This window comes from Paenibacillus sp. Marseille-Q9583, assembly GCF_976954365.1.
In genome coordinates, this window is sequence record NZ_CDRJTB010000074.1 from 1 (window position 1) to 20695 (window position 20695).

General features: G+C 42.9%; 12 protein-coding genes. 6 read left to right on the forward strand and 6 right to left on the reverse strand.

What is annotated here, in order from left to right:
• Positions 1-53 precede the first annotated feature (53 nt).
• Positions 54-1508, forward strand: coding sequence for a cardiolipin synthase (gene cls, locus ACWNM1_RS25455; RefSeq protein WP_449603129.1), 1455 nt, complete (start codon positions 54-56; stop codon positions 1506-1508).
• An 82-nt stretch (positions 1509-1590) separates the two neighbouring features.
• Here cls and ACWNM1_RS25460 read toward each other — a convergent pair whose 3' ends face one another.
• Positions 1591-2379 carry a YheC/YheD family protein gene (locus ACWNM1_RS25460; protein WP_449603130.1) on the reverse strand — a complete coding sequence of 263 codons (789 nt, stop codon included), beginning with the start codon at positions 2377-2379 and terminating at the stop codon, positions 1591-1593.
• A gap of 103 nt (positions 2380-2482) precedes the next feature.
• On the opposite strand from ACWNM1_RS25460, the gene sbnA reads away from it, so the two are divergent.
• Both sbnA and ACWNM1_RS25470 read left to right on the forward strand, forming a co-directional pair.
• Positions 2483-4756, forward strand: a complete 2274-nt coding sequence (gene sbnA / locus ACWNM1_RS25465) for a 2,3-diaminopropionate biosynthesis protein SbnA (protein WP_449603131.1) — start codon at positions 2483-2485, stop codon at positions 4754-4756.
• A 34-nt stretch (positions 4757-4790) separates the two neighbouring features.
• Complete coding sequence (locus ACWNM1_RS25470) at positions 4791-5756, forward strand: 2,3-diaminopropionate biosynthesis protein SbnB (protein ID WP_449603132.1); 966 nt, start codon at positions 4791-4793, stop codon at positions 5754-5756.
• A 265-nt stretch (positions 5757-6021) separates the two neighbouring features.
• Here ACWNM1_RS25470 and ACWNM1_RS25475 read toward each other — a convergent pair whose 3' ends face one another.
• The gene (locus tag ACWNM1_RS25475; protein WP_449603133.1) at positions 6022-7764 is read right to left on the reverse strand and encodes an SGNH/GDSL hydrolase family protein; all 1743 of its coding nucleotides are present in this window, start codon (positions 7762-7764) and stop codon (positions 6022-6024) included.
• Positions 7765-8002: 238 nt separating this feature from the next.
• Here ACWNM1_RS25475 and ACWNM1_RS25480 point away from each other — a divergent pair, with 238 nt between their 5' ends.
• The gene (locus ACWNM1_RS25480; protein ID WP_449603134.1) at positions 8003-10864 is read left to right on the forward strand and encodes a glycosyl hydrolase 115 family protein; all 2862 of its coding nucleotides are present in this window, start codon (positions 8003-8005) and stop codon (positions 10862-10864) included.
• A gap of 48 nt (positions 10865-10912) precedes the next feature.
• Here ACWNM1_RS25480 and ACWNM1_RS25485 read toward each other — a convergent pair whose 3' ends face one another.
• The 4 genes from ACWNM1_RS25485 to ACWNM1_RS25500 form a co-directional block, all read right to left on the reverse strand.
• On the reverse strand, positions 10913-11692 hold the full coding sequence (locus ACWNM1_RS25485; protein ID WP_449603135.1) for an AraC family transcriptional regulator: 780 nt from the start codon (positions 11690-11692) through the stop codon (positions 10913-10915).
• 94 nt (positions 11693-11786) lie between these two features.
• The gene (locus tag ACWNM1_RS25490; protein WP_449603136.1) at positions 11787-12407 is read right to left on the reverse strand and encodes a TetR/AcrR family transcriptional regulator; all 621 of its coding nucleotides are present in this window, start codon (positions 12405-12407) and stop codon (positions 11787-11789) included.
• 44 nt (positions 12408-12451) lie between these two features.
• On the reverse strand, positions 12452-13642 hold the full coding sequence (locus tag ACWNM1_RS25495) for a pectin acetylesterase-family hydrolase (RefSeq protein WP_449603137.1): 1191 nt from the start codon (positions 13640-13642) through the stop codon (positions 12452-12454).
• A 168-nt stretch (positions 13643-13810) separates the two neighbouring features.
• Positions 13811-16942, reverse strand: a complete 3132-nt coding sequence (locus ACWNM1_RS25500) for an alpha-mannosidase (protein WP_449603138.1) — start codon at positions 16940-16942, stop codon at positions 13811-13813.
• 249 nt (positions 16943-17191) lie between these two features.
• Here ACWNM1_RS25500 and ACWNM1_RS25505 point away from each other — a divergent pair, with 249 nt between their 5' ends.
• Entirely contained in the window at positions 17192-19006 is a 1815-nt protein-coding gene (locus ACWNM1_RS25505) for a sensor histidine kinase (protein ID WP_449603139.1), read from the forward strand.
• On the forward strand, positions 19006-20574 hold the full coding sequence (locus tag ACWNM1_RS25510; protein WP_449603140.1) for a response regulator: 1569 nt from the start codon (positions 19006-19008) through the stop codon (positions 20572-20574). The genes ACWNM1_RS25505 and ACWNM1_RS25510 overlap by 1 nt, the downstream gene beginning before the upstream one ends.
• Positions 20575-20695: the final 121 nt, after the last annotated feature.

Sequence of the window (20695 nt, forward strand, 5' to 3'; positions counted from 1 at the left end):
CAAAACTAGAAATACCGACATCTATAGAAAGATAAGAAAGGCAGGAACTCCTTATGGACAACGGCAGTCTGGTCACATGGATACTTTCATTTGTTATGATTATAAACATATTGCTCTCTGCTGGTTTTTTATTTTTTGAGAGGAGAGATATTGGTTATACGTGGGCGTGGCTTATGGTTTTTTATTTCATTCCCATTTTGGGCTTTATTATTTATCTCTTTCTTGGTCGTAATTTAGCAAAAAAGAATTTCTTTGGCCTTTCAGCTGAAGAAAGTAAATATCTACAATCAACTGTAGATCATCAATTGGCTACATTAAAGGATCAACGCGAGAATCAGAATGCTTTGTTAACGAAATATGCTGATTTAATTCATATGAACCTTGTTTCATCGAATGCGCTAATGACAACAGATAACGAGATAGCTATTTTTAACGATGGTAAACAAAAGTTTGACTCTTTATTTAATGATATTAGAAATGCCAAAAAAGAGGTCAACATTCAATATTACATCATCCAGCCTGATGATTTAGGGACAAAATTAAGAGATGAATTAACTAAAAAAGCCAAAGAAGGCGTAAAAGTGAGGGTTCTCTATGACGAAATCGGCTCCAAGAGACTTTCTCTTAAGTTCTTTAAAGAACTACTTTCTGCTGATGGAGAAGTAGAGGTATTCTTTCCATCACTGCTTAGACCGATAAATTTTCGAATGAATAATCGAAATCATAGAAAACTATGTATCATCGATGGGGAAATAGCTTATATTGGTGGATTTAATGTGGGAAATGAATACTTAGGGATAGATAAAAAGTTTGGATATTGGCGGGATACACATTTTAGAATGAAGGGTGGTTCCGTTAATCAAATTCAAGGCAGGTTTCTTCTGGATTGGAAACATGCCCGGAAACACGAGCAGGTAAGCTTCGATCAATTTTCCTTTACTACTGGAGGTCATGCCGGATCAAGTCCCGCTCAAATTGTGTCTAGTGGTCCTAACTCGCTAGTTGAGCATCTGAAAAACATGTATATTAAGCTGATCTTGAACGCCAAACGGAGTGTGTATATTCAGACGCCATACTTCATTCCAGATAGCAGTTTTATGGATGCATGTAAAATTGCACTCCTATCCGGTGTGGATGTACGGATTATGATTCCAAATAAGCCTGACCACCCTTTTGTATACTGGGCAACTTGGGCGTATGCAGGTGAATTATTGAATTATGGAGCGAAAATTCTGTTATATGAAAATGGTTTCTTGCATGCCAAGACGATTGTGGTAGATGAAGAAGTAGCGTCCGTAGGGACAATGAATATTGATTCCCGGAGCTTTAGACTCAATTTCGAAGTTAATGCCATTGTTTATGATGAGCAAGTTGCTAAACAGCTTCAAGAATTGTTTCATGAAGATAGCCAGTTAAGTACGGAGCTTACCCCTGAGCGTTATAAAGAAAGGTCCCTTATAATCAAATTTAAAGAGGGGATTTCTCGTCTTTTTTCGTCCATTTTGTAAACAACCGAACCCTTATACTCCGTATAAAAGGCGAGCTGTGGACTTGTAAATTCACAGTTCGCCGCGGCACATGTACTATGCTTCACACGACACCCTGTTTTGATTTCATGCACTTAAGATTGTATGTGCGACCGTAAACTTTTGCATATCTGACAATTCGGTCAATCATACGGGTGTCTTTCAGCTTAGTAAATGGGCACGGATCAGGAGCGGTATTCACTTCTAAGATCCATGGCTTGAGACGTTGATCTAAGGCAATATCTACACCGATTTCCTGAAGGCCGGGATAGACAGTGCTAAGTTGTCTGGCGGATTTCACTCCAATTTGCTTCAGGGATCGGATCAATATTGTACAATTCTCTGTGCTTGTGTAGGCTTTCAATAATTCCTCAACCGGATAAATCGTTCCTCCTTGACTCCCGTTTGTAACTACTTTGCGAGGATGCGCCACGCGTCCTGCAACCCCTGTTGCTTCCCACCCACCTTTAGAATTTCGCTGCACCATCACCCGGATATCGAATGGGCGGCCATCGTACACCAACAGTCTGATCCCCTTTTGAACTAAATAGGACTTCCCTTGGGCCTCTCGTAAGATAGCTCGATAGGCCGTGTCGTAATCAGAAAATTTGTGTACTTGGGTACCGGATTGATAGCGGTATTGTGCGCGTGCAAGATCAACCCGTATCACGCCCTGTCCTAAAGATCCGCAGCAAGGCTTAATGTACACCATCTTATATTTTTGTAGCATCTCATAGAGCGTGTTCTTATCCATTTTTCTTGTAAGCGGGATATGTTTGTTTAACGCTTGATTTCTAACCAGCACCCTTGTCTTCGTCAGCTTATTGGATATACGACTTATCTGCTTCATCATTTTGCCCCTCCGTCTCAAATGTCCATAGGCTATATTACGGGAATGCCTCAGCTTTTGATTGGGCAACCACCGAATCGTAGAACACACTGAAAGAACTCTACATATGATTATGGTAGGTATTTATCTATGGGCTGCAGCTAGCGGTCAACAGGAGGCGGCCATCATGCTGCTCGACAAAGACAAATTGCAGGATAAGTTACTTGAATTAATTGAGGTATTTCCCTGGTATAAGGGGCTGATTGGCGGCGAAAGAGCGAATTATAGCTTAGAGACGCTTCCGCTTATGACGTCGACAACGCTAGAAACCTATTATTATAATCAACCCATTGATCCTTCTTTGACCGTGTATAGGACATCGGGTACAAGCTCAGGCCGTCGAAAAGCCATCCTTTACTCTAAGGAAGACGAAAAGAACTATATAGATATTAAAACGAAGCTGTACGGTGATCTTATTGCGGGAAGCGGATGTGTTAGCGCTTTGGCGGATATGGGTACTGGGCATGCGGCGAACACTGCGCTGTCCATTTTTGAGCGGTTAGGATTGGAACATCATTCAATTCCCTTCGAATTACCGATCGAGCAGCATATTGAACAGCTTCAAACCTTCAAGCCTGACTTACTCTACACAATGCCTTCCATCCTTGATCATATCGTACATGCTACTAGAGATCCGCGTGTTTTTGGAATCCGCAAGATTATTTTGGTTGGGGAAATCGCCTCATTAGGGTGGCAGCGGAATATGGCCCGTCTGTTCGGTCTTGAACCGCGCGACATCATTGATACGTATGGCTCTATTGAAATAGGCACGATTGCTTATTATTCACATGATCTTGGCAGGTATATTTTTGCTGATGGGATTTTTGCGGAAGGGGTCGGGGCGCAGGAGATTGGCGAAGAACTAAGTCCGCTTAGTAATGATGAAAGTGTTCTTGTTCTTACCTCCATGGTTCGCAAAATGCTGCCAGCTATTCGTTTCGTTACCTATGACGTTGTAAGGGACTTTAGGTCTGTGATGATAGATGGTGTGGAGAAGCAGAGCTTTAGTTCCATCGTCAAACGGGTGGGCCGGGAGCTGAAGCACGGGGAGAAAATCAGCCTGTACGATATCGAACAGGTCGTATACCGACATATTGAAGATGCGATCATTCGGGTCAAAGTGAGGAAGAACGCGCTGACCGTTTATATCAAAAGTAAATCTGCGGATGACACCATTGTCCCGAAGATCAAAGAGGAAATTAGGGAATGCATTCCGGAAATCGGCATGATGATTCGAAACCATCTGCTGGATGATATTGAGGTCATTACAGTAGGCAAAGACGAGCCGATGGACAGCGGAAAGGTTAAGAACAAAAAGCTATATTACCAGAAAGATAAAGATCGCGCAGAGATGGACTTCACTGACGGTATTTTGTCGACTATCGGAAATACACCCTTAATCAAGCTGAAGAGCTTGTTCTATAAAAGTGAGTTTGACGTCTATGCAAAAATGGAGCTGATGAACCCGGGGGGAAGCGCCAAAGATCGTCCCGCCCTGCGGATGATCCAAGAGGCATGGAAGGAAGGAACAATAGGCCCGGGAACCACCATCATTGAATCAAGCTCTGGTAATATGGCGATCAGCTTGGCCATGATTTGTAAGTATTTGGGGATGCGTTTTATCAGCGTTATTGATCCTAGAACCACGGAAACGAATCTGCAAATTCTGAAGGCGTTGGATGCAAAAATCGACTATGTCGCCAATCCCGATCCCGTAACAGGGGAGTTTCTTCCTGCTAGACTGAAACGTGTGCAGCAGTTGTTGGCGGAGATACCGGGCAGCTACTGGCCGAATCAGTACGCGAACGCAAATAATTATTTAGCCCACTACCATACGACAATGAAAGAAATCGTGACTGATCTTGAACGAGTGGATTATTTATTTTGCAGCGTTAGTACATGCGGAACCATACGGGGTCTTGCGGAATACGCAAGAGATCACGGACTTCAGACCAAGATCGTGGCTGTCGATGCAGAGGGAAGCGCGATTTTTGGCGGGAATAAGAGTACTCGGCGCTTCCCGGGACTGGGTGCCGGCATCGTGCCACCTTTCTGCAGAACAGATATAATCGACCATATCGTGCATGTCTCGGATTCAGATATCGTAAAAGGTTGCCGGATGTTGGCGCAGAACGAATCCATCCTGGCTGGCGCATCCTCCGGGGGAGTCATAGCCGCCGTGAAGCAGATGGAGCCAGAATTGACTCCGGGAGCTGTCTGCGCAGTCATTCTGCATGATAAGGGAGAGCGTTACCTCGATACCGTATATTCTGACTCATGGATTCAGAACCAATTTGGTCAGGAGCTTTGGACTGAAGGCTGCGATATCGCTGAGCTGTAACAACAAAGAATCTATTTCATAAGGAGGTGACGGTATGCTGTACTTAAATGATCGAGATATACGGGCAGTAGGTGTTAATTGGCCTATTCTTGTGGAGTCGATAGAAACCGTTGTGGGTATCATCGATTCAGGTGATTATGTCCAGCCGATAAAGCCTTACCTAAGGTATAAGAGTCCACAAAACCGGATTATTGCAATGCCCGCTTACGTAGGGGGAGAGGTGAACGCGGCAGGGATAAAGTGGATTTCTAGCTTCCCAGATAATATTGAGGCTGATCTTCCTCGCGCGCATAGCATCATTGTATTGAATGAACCAAGTACAGGCCGGCCTTCAGCCGTCTTGAACTCTCCGCTTCCCAGTATTATTAGGACGGCTTCCATCAGCGGACTGATGATTCGTTACTTTTTGCTGGCGCGTTCAGTGGAGCGGATTCATCTAGGCATTATCGGCTGGGGACCGATTGGGCAGGTTCATTGTCAAATGGTTACGGCTTTGTACGGGGATCGAGTCGAACGTATCCGGATTTTCGATATCAAGGGAGTAGACTTATCAGGAGTCTCATCTCTCTGTAGAGATAGGATGGAAGTGGCTGAGACGTGGGTGGACGTTTATCAGCATTCGAATATCTTTATTACTTGTACTGTAGCCGAACATCGGTATATCGATCTCTATCCTGAAAAAGGTAGTCTTTTGTTGAATGTTTCACTGCGTGATTATAAGCCGGAGGCGTTAGCTTCGTTAAAAGCCATTATCGTCGACGATTGGGATGAAGTGTGCCGTGAGAATACGGATATTGAGCAGCTTCATTTGGAGCAGGGGCTCACTCGTGCTGACACCCAGATGATTACCGATGTTGTCTTGCGCCACAGCCTAGCTGAATTCGGCGAAGATGAACCGATCTTCTTTTGCCCGATGGGGATGGCCGTCTTTGATATCGCTACAGCGGTGTATTACGTGAACAAGGCGAGAGAAAAGGGGATAGGGACCGAACTGGAGTAAGGAGAGCAAGAATGAGAGCAATTCTGTCTATATAACAGCGATAACCCGCTTATTGAGCGGGTTTTTCATTATGTTAAGCACTAGTTTATTGGTTTCATATGGATCTGTTTGCAACGTGGATTGCAGTCTATTGTGATTGGTTGATTAAAGCGGCATTGTTTATTTGGCGGTATATTAGTGGGAAATGGACTAAATTCCAAGCGATACAATAAAGACAGCCCTGATGAAGAATACATCGGGGCTGTCTTGCAACTGGTGCAACTGATTAGAGGGTATAACCGAAGCCTAGTATAGTAAAACACTTATCCTGATCTTCGGGTACCATTTTGATTTCTATCTGATGCTCACTGCTAGCTTCGTTTTGATATAGAATTACCGGATTGCAATGTGTCCAGTTGTTCACGTGAGGATCAGCAGTAACTGCAAGGCTGCCGTCTACGAAGATATCCGCCTTGCCGAATTTGCTGCTGCCGGAATCCTTGTATATGAGGATGAGATTTTTACTCGTTATTGTCAGCTTGAAGCTTTCTTCTCCAGACGCTCTTGAATGCATCCAATTATGAGGGAATTCCGGAGTACCGTGAGGGTCGGCATCCATTTCTACCCGCTGCAAATCGGTATCGATCCCCGAAAATCCGCCTACTTCGATCTTACCTGCGTCAATATAGTTTTTTCGATCCAGCAGGAGGGTTCCTGCAAAATCATTCCCGATGACCGGTCGTTGATCCAATAAGATATCCTCTTCATCCATTTGTGATTTATGGGTTTCGGTGAATAAATAAGTGAGACAATCAGCCATTACCCGGTGACCCTCATTTGTCGGATGATAGATATCATAGAAAAATTGCCGTTTAGAGATGATGTTGCCTTCAGCTTTACTCAGGCAGAACTGCTCGGATACGGCATCCTTTACACTAACCATAGGAAGATTATAATGGCGGCCAATGGGGGAGAGCCGATCCTGCAGGTTCCAGTCGTTCATAAACACACTGAACAGAAGGATTACGGCAGGCTGATGATCGGCGGAAAGTATTTTTAAGCATAAGCTTTCAAAACAATTGCCTTTCGTTTCATCTCCTTCGTCGTTTACCGCAAATTCCACTACCACGATATCTGGTGTTACGGAACCTTCTCTAAGAATATCTCTTTCATAACGGATGACGCCAAGCTCGGAGGGTGTTCCTCCGACCCCAGCCTTCACAAAATGGATGTTCTCGCCACCATTTGTGCCGAATAAGTCTTTAAATCTTAAGTACGATTGATAGGCATAACATTCTGTGTGTATCGGCTTAGCACCGGCTCCTTGAGTAATGGAACCTCCAATATAAGCGATCGTGACTTCCTCGCCCTTTATAGCCTTATTTATGGCAGCTTTTAATCTTTTATTATTACCAGCGTGCAGCAAGGATTGTGTAATAATCTTTGGGTACTCATTCGATTCAAAAGCAACTGGTGGTTCAAGGATTAGCTCTGGAACAGAATAGCCGTCATGCAAATAAAAAATAACACTCGCAATCGCCAGTTCGCCTGCGTGATTAAATTCAAAAGCAAATTTTCCGAGCACATCATCATCTTCAGAACCCGGATAATCTGCTAATCTCAAAATAACCTCTGAACCATCGGCGGGGCAGGGGACACGTAAATAACTGCCGGTTTCATATTTACTAGTTTTGCCCCAGTGCTGTAATAAAAAAGTGACTGGATCTTCCTGCGCGTTAGTCCTTCTCACGGATACTCCGATACTATGGACCAATTTGCGAAATCCAGTGCTGCTCCCCAGAAGCTCCAGAATCGCCTCGTCTGTAACACCGCCTATAAATTTGGTCTTGTCGATCAGATAGTTACCTTCCAGGTAAACTTCCTGTGACGGTTTGCCTTCGGTTCTTGCTGTTGCTTCAATTGCTGTTTCATACAGCACAAAAAAGCCGTTTCTACGATCAGCCGGGTCCTTTGGAGCCATCGGACCTTCAATCTGTTCGCTTGCAATGAAATCGTTATTCTTTTCCATATGGATCATCCTCGCTTTGTAAGGTTCTCTTATTATGGATGCGCTTGCAAATGAAATGATTCTGCTACAGGGGGATACCTGTTAACAGTAACACCAAATATCTAGATTGTTCAACCAATAAACAAAGTTTCGTTTAATAATTACAAAAACTTGCTAGTTTACACATGGAAGTTGAAATCGCTTACTTATATAATGTGCCTAGTCATACGAAAATAGGATGCTTAAGGGGAGAATAATCATGCCTACGCAGGAATTAAACCTTGTGAAGCAGGGCAAAGCTGCTAAGATTTACGTGGATCCCAAAGGGAAGGATTATGCCGGTTTGCGCCGCGTGGCTCAGTCTTTTGCAGCAGATGTTAAACAGGTAACAGAGATTAAACCTGAAATACATACACAATTGAAGGCATTGGATGGAACCGTTGTAATCGCTGGATCGATCGGCAGTAATGAGCTTATTGATCGTTTAATTGCGGAGGGGACAGTGGATGTGTCCGCCATCCAAGGGAAAAGGGAATGTTATAGGACTCAGGTAGTTGAAGAACCGACAGCAGGAGTGGACAAGGCGCTCGTCATTGTGGGAAGCGATAAACGCGGGACGATGTACGGGATTTATTCTATCTCTGAAAAAATTGGCGTTAGTCCGTGGGGATATTGGGCAGATGTTGTACCAGAGAAGAAAGCAGATTTGATTCTACCTGATAGCCAGCTACATATGATTTCCAAAGAACCTTCGGTTAAATACAGAGGGATTTTTTTGAATGACGACTGGCCGTCCTTGGGCTCTTGGGTAACTCAAAGATTTGGTGATTTTAATGAAGATTTCTATGACAAGGTGTTTGAACTAATTCTTCGATTAAAGGGGAATTATTTATGGCCAGCGATGTGGAGTGCCGAATTCAGCCTTAACGGTAAAAGCAATCCAATTGCCAACGCCCAGCATGCACAGGAATACGGCATTATAATGGGAACCTCCCATCATGAACCTTTATTTCGGGCAGGCAGTGAATGGCAGAAGGTATATAACCAATATGGAACAAGTAACTTATGGGATTTTGCCCGAAACAAACAGGCTATTACAGATTTCTGGGAAGATGGAATCAAACGGAATCAGGCCTTTGACAATTTAATCACATTAGGGATGCGGGGTGAAAGTGATTCTGCGCTGGAGGGCTCCGACCAGGAAAATATTGACCTGCTGAAGGATATCATCCTTACGCAAAAAGAATTATTAAAGAAATATAATCTTGAGCGTTCGCCCCAAATTCTAGCCGTATACAAGGAAGTGGAGAAGTATTGGTATGGCACTGCTGAGGTTGAAGGCTTGAAGGACTGGGAAGTCCTGAATGATGTTACGATCCTGCTGGCAGATGATAACTTTGGCAATCTCCGCAAAATCCCAACGGAACACGAACGCGATCGGAGTGCAGGGTGGGGGATGTATTATCATTTTGACTATCATGGTGGTCCACATTCCTATGAATGGTTAAACACGATTCCGCTGGAGAAGGTTTGGGAGCAAATGTGTATGGCATTCGACTATGGCATCCGTGAGGTATGGATTGTGAACGTCGGGGATTTGAAGCCTATGGAATTGCCTATTTCCTACTTTATGGAATTGGCCTATGACTTTGAAGCTTGGGGTACTGGAGCGATTAACCGGACTGAGGAATATACCAAACGATGGGTAGAGCAGCAGTTCGGATATGCACTGGAACATGAGACATGCCTAGGCATCGCGCAATTGCTGAGTGATTATACCCGAATGAATGGTCGCCGCAAGCCGGAGATTATTTATCCGTCAACCTTCAGTCCAATCCATTACAATGAGGCACAGAGAGTGCTGAAGCAGGCGATTAGGATGGAGAATGCCGCTGACCAATACCATGCCCTTATTCCTGAATCATTAAAAGATGCGTATTACCAGCTTGTATATTTCCCTGCTGCTGCCTCAGCCAATGTGCTCAAAATGCAAATATATGCTGGGCTTAACGAGCTATATGCTAGACGAGGCAGTGTATTGGCAAATACTTACGCTACTCTGACTCATGAAGCCATCGATAGGGATAAACACCTGGAGCAGGTTTATAATAACGAAATTACAGAAGGAAAATGGCAAGGAATGATGAGTTCCCCTCATGTCGGGTATATTCACTGGAATGCAGAAGGGTGGAAATATCCAGAGGTGAGCACGTTGATTCCCGCTAAAGGCTCTATATTGATTGTTGATGTTGAAGGTACGGAGCAAGCGTATGTTGCGGGTACGGCAAAGCTTCCGGTATTTACAAATCTGCAAAAAGAAAACTATTGCATTACTATCAGCAACGGTGGAGAAGCGGGCTTTGAATATCAGGCAAGAAGTAATGTAGCTTGGATCAAGCTTGAGAAAACATCGGGTTGGATCAAGGCTGGGGAGAGCTTACAGGTTTCTGTAGATTGGGAAAAGGTTCGCGAGACATCATCGGGTGAAATTACGATCTCTGGTGCCGGGGGCACCGTTAAGGTGAGTGTAGCTGTGGACTGGACTGACATTCAGGATGTGCCAGTGATGACCTTTATCGAGGCTCATAATAGAGTGGCAATTGAAGCGGAGCATACTTCAAGCCGTGTTGCACAATCAGGGGTGGAATGGAAGACCATTGCTAGCTATGGGCGTTCTTTATCCTCGGTTAAAATGTTTCCGGATGCTATATCGTTTGAACAACCGGAGTGTGCACCTTATCTGGAATATCAGGTTTTAGTACAGCGGGCTGCAGAGTACAGCTTAACCGCGTATATTGCCCCAACGAACAACCTGTCACAGTTCAGTGGATTAAAATATGCGATAGGCTTCGATGCACAGACGCCAGTGATTACGGATGCTCTACCTACGGATTTTGCGGGCGGCAATCATGATAATGAACCGTGGTGCCGCGCGGTTATGAATAATATCCATACCGTGACCACCATCCATGCATTAACGAAGGGTATCCATACCCTCCGCTTTTACGGATTGGATGCGGGCCTGGTCCTGCAAAAGCTTGTGTTGTCCACTGCAGAGCTGCCGTATTCCTATTTGGGCCCAGAGGAGAGCTTCTATACTAGGGGACACACTAATTCATAGATAGAGCTAATTGAAGGGTTGAATCCCCGAATGGTTCAGGGTCCTCCGTTATTTCAAGGCAGATGACGGAGGATAACCCTTTATATTTTTGAAAACATTACTGAAATAGGCGACATCTTGATAACCACAATGCTCTGCTACTTCGGACACATTGAAGCCACCTGCGGACAGAATCATCTCGGCATTGTTTACCCGTACTTTATTTATGAATTCTTTATAGGTGGAACCGGTGTTTTGCTTGAACAGCTTGCCAAGATATACTGGATTTAAGGCAACCAAATCAGCTAGTTCCTTGATCGTAACCTCCTCCGAATAATGATCCATAATATAGGTCATTACTTTTTGGATTCTCAGATCGATCAGAGGTGTCTCTTGATGGTGGGTTATGCTTAAGAGGCGATACACGATCAGTTGAAAAATGGCTCTGGCCTTCATTTTATAAAAAGGCTGTTTGCCCATCCATACATGCGAGAAATCCTTGATGTCCGCTAGAATCTCTTTAGTTCTCCAGTTTTTGGTTATGGTCTCAAAAGGGAGCTGCACATGATTGTCCTCCCCCTCCCAGAAGAAATTAAACGCAAAAGAACGCATGGGTGCCTCCTTAAAGGTCTGCGCTTCCCGAATACTTCCAGAAGGTGCATAGAGCATATCACCAGCTTCAACCGTAAATTTCTCCCCATTAATAAAATAGTTCGATTTCCCTTCCACAATGAAGGTAAGGTCATGGAAATCAATCTTGCTACGCGTTATCTCCCAATCCGGGAAGGATCTGCGGTCAACGAACAAAAAAACATTCGGGACCAGATTCTCATATTTGCCAATGTCCATTTCAGCCAATGCTCCTTCCATATAACTAGAGCCGTACGAATACCGATTGGTATATTATACCGAAATGAAACCTATTGCGAAAAGACTCTTTTAATCATCGGGCATGCCGTACGCCATTCATAATGAAATCCTTGAATTGTCGGTCCGTTGCCCGGTCTTCCTCTGTAACCACACCGCCCCGCTGATGCGTAATAATAACGGCTTTTTGTAAATACATGAAATACAGGTGGGAGGACTTCTGCAGAATGTTCAGCCACTTATTTTTTTCCTCCGGAGCCACAGCTATTGTCTCAAGCAGTATAAGTCGCGAATACCAGCCTTCCATAGCCTTCTTGAAGTCAGGCAGTTCTGCAGGATTCTTAGAAAGCGTGCTGTAGTAAACTCCAAAAATGGCATCATAGTAGATCAGTGATTCCTGATGATCTCTTAAAGCCAAATATTTATCCAGAATGTTCTCCAGTGATTGTACCGGCTGTTCAAAATCAAAATCAAACAGCAGCTGTCCAAACATCCGCTCCAGATTAAGGACATAGATTTGAGCGGCTAATTCTTCTTTATCCTTATAATGATGATACAAAGTGCGCCGAGAGACCCCGGCTTGTTCTGCAATTTGAGCCATATCCGTGCGCTCAATACCTTGAGCACAGAACAAGCTGAGCGCTGTATCCTTAATGATCTCCCTCGTCATTTGCATCTGCTTTTCACGCAAATTCATTAATTTTCTCTCCTGCCTTGTGCGATTATTTCGCTAATTCTGTGCTATTTCTGGGCTGGCTTCGACGTCATGAGGAACTTGCTGCCAACTGAATAGGGTTTCTGATGGTTGACCGCATCACCTAGCCATTTCAGAAGCTTCACACCATCTTGTTCAGCCTGAAAGAAGGTCTCTCTGGTTGCAAAAGTGTGCAGGGTTGTACCCGTCTTAGCATTTAGCCCATAGTCAGTCAGATAGTAATAATAATTGGGTAAAGTGGCAGCCAAAGAAGATACAGATTGCCGCATTTCCTGTGACCATTCATTAATAATGCGTTGATCTCTGGGCCCCTTGTAATCGTTGATGTTGTTCTGAAAGTGGATCAGAATCTCGTCAAATACCGAGTAGGATTGCAATATTACCGCATTCGCAGGCAGTAGATGACCGTTCGCTTTAAATGCTGCCCCGATGATATCCGCTTCGGGGGTATATCCAAAGTTCTTAACGAAGTCTGCCTGCCATTCCTTATTCACAACATTTGGCCACTTGTCTGATTTCAGGAAGGAACTGTCTGAATATTGGAAGATCTCGGAGTCTTTGTAATGAGAGGCGATCTCCGGAGCCCAGAAGGCGGACCCGAATCCACCAGCACTTTCACCTGCAATTAGCAGTTTGCCGGGCTTTTCCACGTTGGCATATATCCAATCAAGGCTGCTTTGCACATTATTGCTGCCGTTATAACGCATTGTAAAGGTGCTGCCGTCCTCTTTTTTATATTCAACCGTACGGTTACCGATATGGAAATCACCCGTCGAATAGGGAAGGTAGACCACATTCCATCCATGAAAAGGATTTGCAGGGTTATCCGTATCCATCATGCCTCTCAGCAATGTCAGCATATAGAAGGGGATGTTCTGGAAATAGTTTCCCGTATCTCCACCTTTAATGAAGTTCATTAGCTTGATGGGGTGCGCGGCGCTTTGGGCATCCCAACTGGCCCCTCCCCCGGAAAAGAAGATGATCCAGTTATTAGTCTCCCCCTTTTTATTCCAGATAAAATACTCTGATCCATCACTTGAAATGACATTTCCGTCCAGCTTGACTTTATTCCACTCATAAGGCTTCACTTCCGTGATTACGGGGGTGGTGGTGGCCGGTCTCTTGATCACAAAAGCGCTAATCGCAAGAATAGCAATCAAAGCAAGGCTCAATAATCCAATGCCTGTGAATATCGTAATTTTCCCCATTCTTCTCATATACATCTCTCCCTTAATTGGAGTATACGCTACGTTAACTCATTGCGCAATGTGTATACTTAAATTTTAAATAAACATTCATAATCGAAAAACGGGGTGTCCTCGTAGCCTTTTATACATGGCTACAGGGACACCCCGATTTTGTATGTTACTTCATTTAATTAGATTCTACACTTCGATTTCAAATGTTCTAATTTCGTAAGGTTCAAGTACAAAGGTAATGACAGGTTCAGTGTGAACCTCACCTTCAGGACGTTCCATTAGATTACATTCTTGCCACGAAATAATGTCCAAGTCACTCGTCATATCAATCTGCTGGCGGCTTCCGGAATAGTCGTGAACGCGTACGACTAATTTTTGACCATCTTCAGATTTCTTAAGGGCAGATACCATAACCGTATTCGTAGAAAGACGAATCATGGACTTTGTTTCTACTTCAGCTTGCCCCATGGTGCTCCGCAGTGGATTGTTGATGGACCAGGCTTGACGGACGGTATCACCTTGTAGCCAATCCCCAGTATGAGGCAGGATAGAGTAGGTGAATGAATGTTCGCCTTGATCCGCATCAGGGTCAGGGTGTGTTGCCGATTTGATTAGGGATAGACGCATCACATTATCCTTGATGTCGTAGCCATATTTGCAGTCGTTCAGCAAGCTAACGCCATAACCACGATCTGATAAATCTGCCCACTGATGACCCACGGTCTCGAATCTAGCGTAATCCCAGCTAGTGTTCCAGTGTGTTGGACGCTTAACATTACCGAACTGGATATCATAAGTGGCTTCGGTAGCTCGTATCGCAACAGGGAAGGCTACTTTCATTAGCTGTTTTTTCTCATGCCAGTCTACGTTCGTCACGAAGTCGATACGACGATGCCCAGCGTGTAAGATCATTTGCTGTTTAATCGTGGAATCCATATAGCTCCATGTGAATTGCACAATACAACGCAATGAACCATTTTCTATGACTTCAATGCTAGTGCAATCGATCACTTCACGCATTTTTTGCTGATAGTAGATGTCAATGTCCCAAGCTTCATGTGCTAATGGTTTATCCTCAAACACTTGGAACACGTTACCGTGACTTCCATTAGCTAATACTTGACGCTGTTCGTGTTTATCATAGATGGATGACAATTGACCTTGCTCGTTCCACACTATTTCAAGGTGAGGCGTTGAAATTCCTGATTCATTCAGCTTGAATGGAGTGCTTAGTGGCTCAGAATTCACATCTGCCACGAAGGAGATGGTGGTGTATCCGAGAGAAGGAATGTCGGATACTTCAATGATCCAACGGTCACCTTCACGCTGAGCTTGTAGTGGTTTACCTTCTGTGTTTATCCAATGTCCTGTTTCCATGCCAGGCTCTATAGTAATTTCTACGAGCTCAGTTAATTCCCAAGAAGCATTGTTCCAGATGGTATATTTACCGGCTTCACTTCCGTTCACTAGTAGGTTCGTAGATTGTTCCCATACAGATTGACCAATGGCTTCAGCTTGAGCATATTCAATCGTACTGTCTTCATACACTTCACGAATCGAAGAACCTGGAATAATATCATGGAATTGGTTCCGTAGAATAATTCTCCAGCCTTCATCTAGATCAGTCTGACGATAGTTCGACCAATCTTCAGACACCACACTTTGCAGTGCGTTTAGCCATTCCGCCTCGCGGTACAGCAGTTCAAGCTTGCGGTTCATCCGCTTATTGTAGGCTTGGCTAGTGTACGTGCCACGGTGATATTCTAAGTAAAGCTCACCATCCCATACATGGACATAACGATCTGTATTAGCAACGGTTTCTTGCAGATTACGGAAGTAATCTCCTGCTGTTCCTGTTTCAATCTTCGGTAGTCCTGGGAGATCGTTGAGTCTGCGGCGCATCTCTAGCATTTCGCGGTTAACCCCGCCGCCGCCATCTCCATATCCGTAAGAAAGTAATAAATTTCGATTCACTTCTTTATCCCGGTACGTATCCCAAATTCCTTTTACAGTCTTAGGAATGATACGGCCATTATAGGTGTAGAACCAAGAATCTTCTTCAGACCAAGGCTCTGGTGTTGTAATGAAGTGTGTTAATACTTCAGTGCCATCAATACCACGCCATTGGAAGGTATCATGTGGCATGCGGTTGTATTGATTCCAGCTAATTTTCGTGGTCATAAACGTATTAATTCCTGATTTTTTTAGAATTTGTGGCAAGGACCAGCTGTAGCCAAATACGTCCGGCAGCCATAAATAATCACATTCAACACCAAATTCATTACGTAAGAAGCGAGTGCCATATAGCAATTGACGGACAAGAGACTCACCTGAGGTCAAGTTACAATCTGCCTCGAGCCACATGCCACCGCCAGCTTCCCAGCGTCCTTCAGCTACACGTTCACGAATCTTCTCGTAGATTTCTGGATAATCGTTTTTGATGTATTCATAGAGCTGAGGTTGAGTCTGTAAAAAAGTATAGTCAGGGAACATTTCCATCAGACGGAGTACGGTCGAGAAGGAACGCGCACATTTCTCACGGGTATGCTTCAATTGCCATAACCAAGCTACATCAATATGGGTATGACCAATACAGGTAACAGTAACTGGCGAAGACTTTTCCATTTTATTGATTTCATCACGCAAATAATTACGAGCTTCCTCGATTGAAGCGTAGAAGACCTCTGAACCTGGACGAGACCAGTCAATCAGAAGAAACGAGCGGTCTACTGTACTTAGTAGCTGTGTATATTCTGGTGTTTTTGAATCGAGTACGTTCAGCGTCTCAACTACAGCAAGTGCAGTAAAGTAGAAATCATCCGTTGCATCGTCCAGCCAACAAATTTCTGCCATACGAATGCCATGTGTTTGATCTTTTTTAGGTCCGCCACCTTCTAGTCCCGACCATAAACGGAAGGTAAGAGGAAGCTGCGTACCTACCGTTTCATCCGGCAAGAACACTTCTGTATGATTGGAATCTACACCTTGATAGGGTTTACCATTATAAAAGAACAAAGATTCAAAGCCGGAGTTGTTTCCGGCACCCGTCTCGCCAAAATCAAATCGACCCAGTACCCTGCGTCCTGCCCAAGAGGCGGGTACGTCTATCTGTGTCGTTAGCCATAAATACAAATCGCGGCCTTTCCAGGTATCGCCAACTTGTAGCTTAGACCATTCTCCATCCACGGGTGGTTCCGCTGCAATTTCACCTTGTTCGTCAATCATAGAATTGAAAAAAGGAATGTGTATACGATCCCGGTAACGATATTCGGAAATCTCGTTTAGTTGGGAGTTAAGTTTACGTTTGGTTAGAAACATGAGTAATAGCCCTCCATAATCTTGATGGGGGACGAGGAATATAAGACTTATAGGGTGATTACAGGTTTGTTTGGGGGGTAGAAACCAACTATAGACGATTTTAAGCGAGATGTAAACTCATGATAAAGAAAAAATATGTGAGGAGGAAAGATTTACATCTAAAAATGAATGCGCTCCCATTGCACAAAAAGAAAGGTGGTGTTAAGCTTCTAATCCTAAAGGGTAGATTTTGAAGGAAGGTGAATTTGTTTGAATATAAAAAAATTTTATCAAAATCATTTACGAAAAAAACTGTTTAATAAAATTTTAGCTATATATTCTTCCATCATCATTATCACGTTAATTGCCTCTTCCATTACCGTTTATAAATACTATGAACAGACGATCACGCGTCAACATGTTGATGCTAATCGAGAGGTATTGGATTACGTGAGTTTATATATGAATCAGCAGTACGAAGGGATCCAATTGGCCATCCAGCAAATCTATAGTGATGCTTCTGTAAGTGAGGATTTGTCTTACTTTTTGCAACATGATTATGGAGATTATCTTAAATATCGTTTAGATCAGTTTGCTGAAATTGGGAGCTTTGTACCCCATACGTTCGATACTTACTTCAAAACGTATTTGAATCAGAAAAGTGGTATTTCTGACGTTATCTTATACAGCACTGAGAAAGAATTTTATTATTTATATAAAAATAATACACGACAGCTCTACAAAAGAGATTTAGATATTTCGGAGCAAAAATCACCCATACCCAAGAATGGCTGGGTCTCGCATGAGAAAAAATTATTACTTAAGGAAATAAGGGAAGACAATAACAATTTGTATACGATGACTAGGGAGCTTAAAGATCCGATTTCATTGAAAACGATCGGTATGCTCATTATAGATTTTGATGTTGAACTTATTTCAAAATGGCTTGGTACGAAAGGTACAGAGAATAATGGTCAAGTGTTGGTCTTAACACCAAGCGGTGACGTCATATATGATTCCTTAGGAAAGTATATGGGACAGCAGTATCCGCATATCGCTGGTCTTTATTCAGACAGCTGGACTGCACTGGATGGATTATCCAAAGTTAACTTAAATACAACGAATAGCTCAGGTCTTATTGTGGCAGGAATCATTCAGAAGTCGCAGGTCAATAAAGAAATGGTGGTAGTACGAAATTGGATTATCGGGATTACGGCAGCACTTATTGTTGCGGCAATGTCCATAACATACGGAATAATTTTACGTTTCTCAAAAAAAGTGAAAATCATCGTCAAATCTATGAAGCGCTTACAGGAAGGCGACTTAAGCACGCGCATTCATCTTAACCGAGAGGATGAATTGCAGCTCATTGCCAACAATTTTAACTATATGTGTGAAAGACTAGAGCTGTATATTAATAAAGTTTACATTTCAGAAATTACGCAAAAAAATGCAGAACTCGTTGCACTTCAATCACAGATTAATCCGCATTTTTTATATAATACGCTTGAGGCTATAAGGATGCGGGCTATTTCGCAAGGTGCGAAGGATGTAGGTCAGATGATTTACATTTTATCAACCTTATTCCGAACGATGATTAAGAAAAGTATGGTTGTTACCATCGCTGATGAGATTGAATATTGCAATCTATATCTTGAGCTGTTTCAGATTAGGCATAAAGATAAGCTTCAAATTGAGTCGCGAATAAGTCCAGTGGCTATGAATTGTTCTATCGTTAAACTGCTGATTCAGCCGGTCATTGAAAATTATATTGTTCACGGATTCAGGCCCGAACGCTCTGATAACTTAATTCGTATTGAAGTAACTGAATCAGAAGGTAACATTCAAATTGCTATTGGAGATAACGGAAATGGGATTATTCCCAGTAAGCTAACGGAGCTTCAAAAAACACTTCAAGTCAGTATGCGAATGGATGCACCACCTTCCTCGCTTGGACTATGTAATGTGAATGAGCGAATTAAGCTTTATTATGGGATTGAATATGGATTATCGCTTGCTAGTGAGCTAGGTGTAGGAACAACAGTCATCATGAATATACCAGTGGTAAGGGAGAGTATTAAATAATGCACAACATACTTATTGTGGATGATGAACCTCTTATTCTTGAAGGATTACGTTCAGTAATCGAATGGGAAGATTATGGACTAAGAATCGCAGGGCAAGCGAGTAATGGGGAAGAAGCTTTAGAATTTCTGCATAGCCATAATGAAGCCATTGACATATTAATTACAGATATTACGATGCCAAAGCTTACGGGACTTGAACTCATTCAACAAATTAAGTCATTTGATTCAAAAATGAGATTTATTATCTTAAGCGGATATGAACAATTTGAGTATTTAAAAGCTGGAATGAGTTTAGGCATTGAAAATTATATTCTTAAACCCATTAACATAAAAGAATTAGAATCGACCATTGAGCAAATTGTTGAGGCCCTCAATCAAGAGGATGTTGAACAATTTCATGCGAAGGAGGATCAGCAAGTTTTACGTAACAATATTCTAAATCGTTGGGTCACTGGAAATATAGATCGACAGGAGCTATTGCATCGTTCAAAAGTCTTAAATATTTCCCTGGACTGTTCATGTTTTACGGTGGCTGCGATTCGGCTTATTACGGAACATGAAGAGGATGAGGGTCAACTGCACCCTAATCAACTTATGGAAGAATGTTATCGTATCGCTGTGCAGTCCGTAGCAGAGCGCGGAACAGTTATTGTTTTTATAGATATGGAAGGTGATCTTGTTCTTATTGTTGCGGAATCGACTGAAGATGAGAACAAAGAAGAAATGTATTGCATGTTGCAACAAGTGCAATGTGAGATTATGCATGAATTAGGAAAGTCTGTCTGGATTACGATAGGAAGTAAGGAATATACTTTTCAAGAAGTACCACAAAGTTATAAAAAAGCGAAAAGTTTATATGTGGATCATCTGATGCTGCCGGGCTACCCGATTATAGATGTGGACCAACTTTCGAAGATGGTGTTACACGAGGAAAAGCTCGAAATTGATTATGAAGTATTTACTAAACTATTATTATCTGGAGAGCGTGAGGCGGCAAATCAATTTATCGCAGAAACATTCCAAAAGCTGTTCGGATGTGGCGTGATTACACGCATTGATAATTACAACGTGGCGATTGAATTAATGTTGATCGCTAAGAATATGGAGAAGAATTGTAATTTCAGTGCTGTGTTTAATCCTTTGCTACACATCCATACCATTGAGCAGCTGCTTCATCATGTGCAGGAAAGTGTGAATGAAACGCTGGACCAATTATCGCTAGTGAGTGATGAACTCAGTCCAAATATGAGATATATGGTGGATCAAGTGAGCAAACATTATAGAGAAGAACTATCTCTGAAGACGCTCAGTCAGCGAATGAATATGCATCCTACTTACTTGGGACAGCTATTTCAGAAGGAGATGGGGCGAAGCTTCTCTGATTATGTGAATCAATTCCGAATTGAAAAAGCAAGACAACTGCTGCTTCAAACTACGTTATTGACCAATGAAATTGCAGCTGAAGTAGGGTATCTAGATCCGGCGTATTTTTATCGCCAGTTCAAAAAATCAGTAGGCATATCTCCAACAGAACTTCGAAAGATGTATAAAAAAGAAAAGGCGTAGGATTTAGGAAATGTTCCCGGGTATCACGTTCAAGTGGAGGGTTCACGAACGTTGGTCACGAGAATGTTTCCTTTTTTTAATTATAAGAAAATATAAGTTTCACGCTATACTTTTTCCTTAT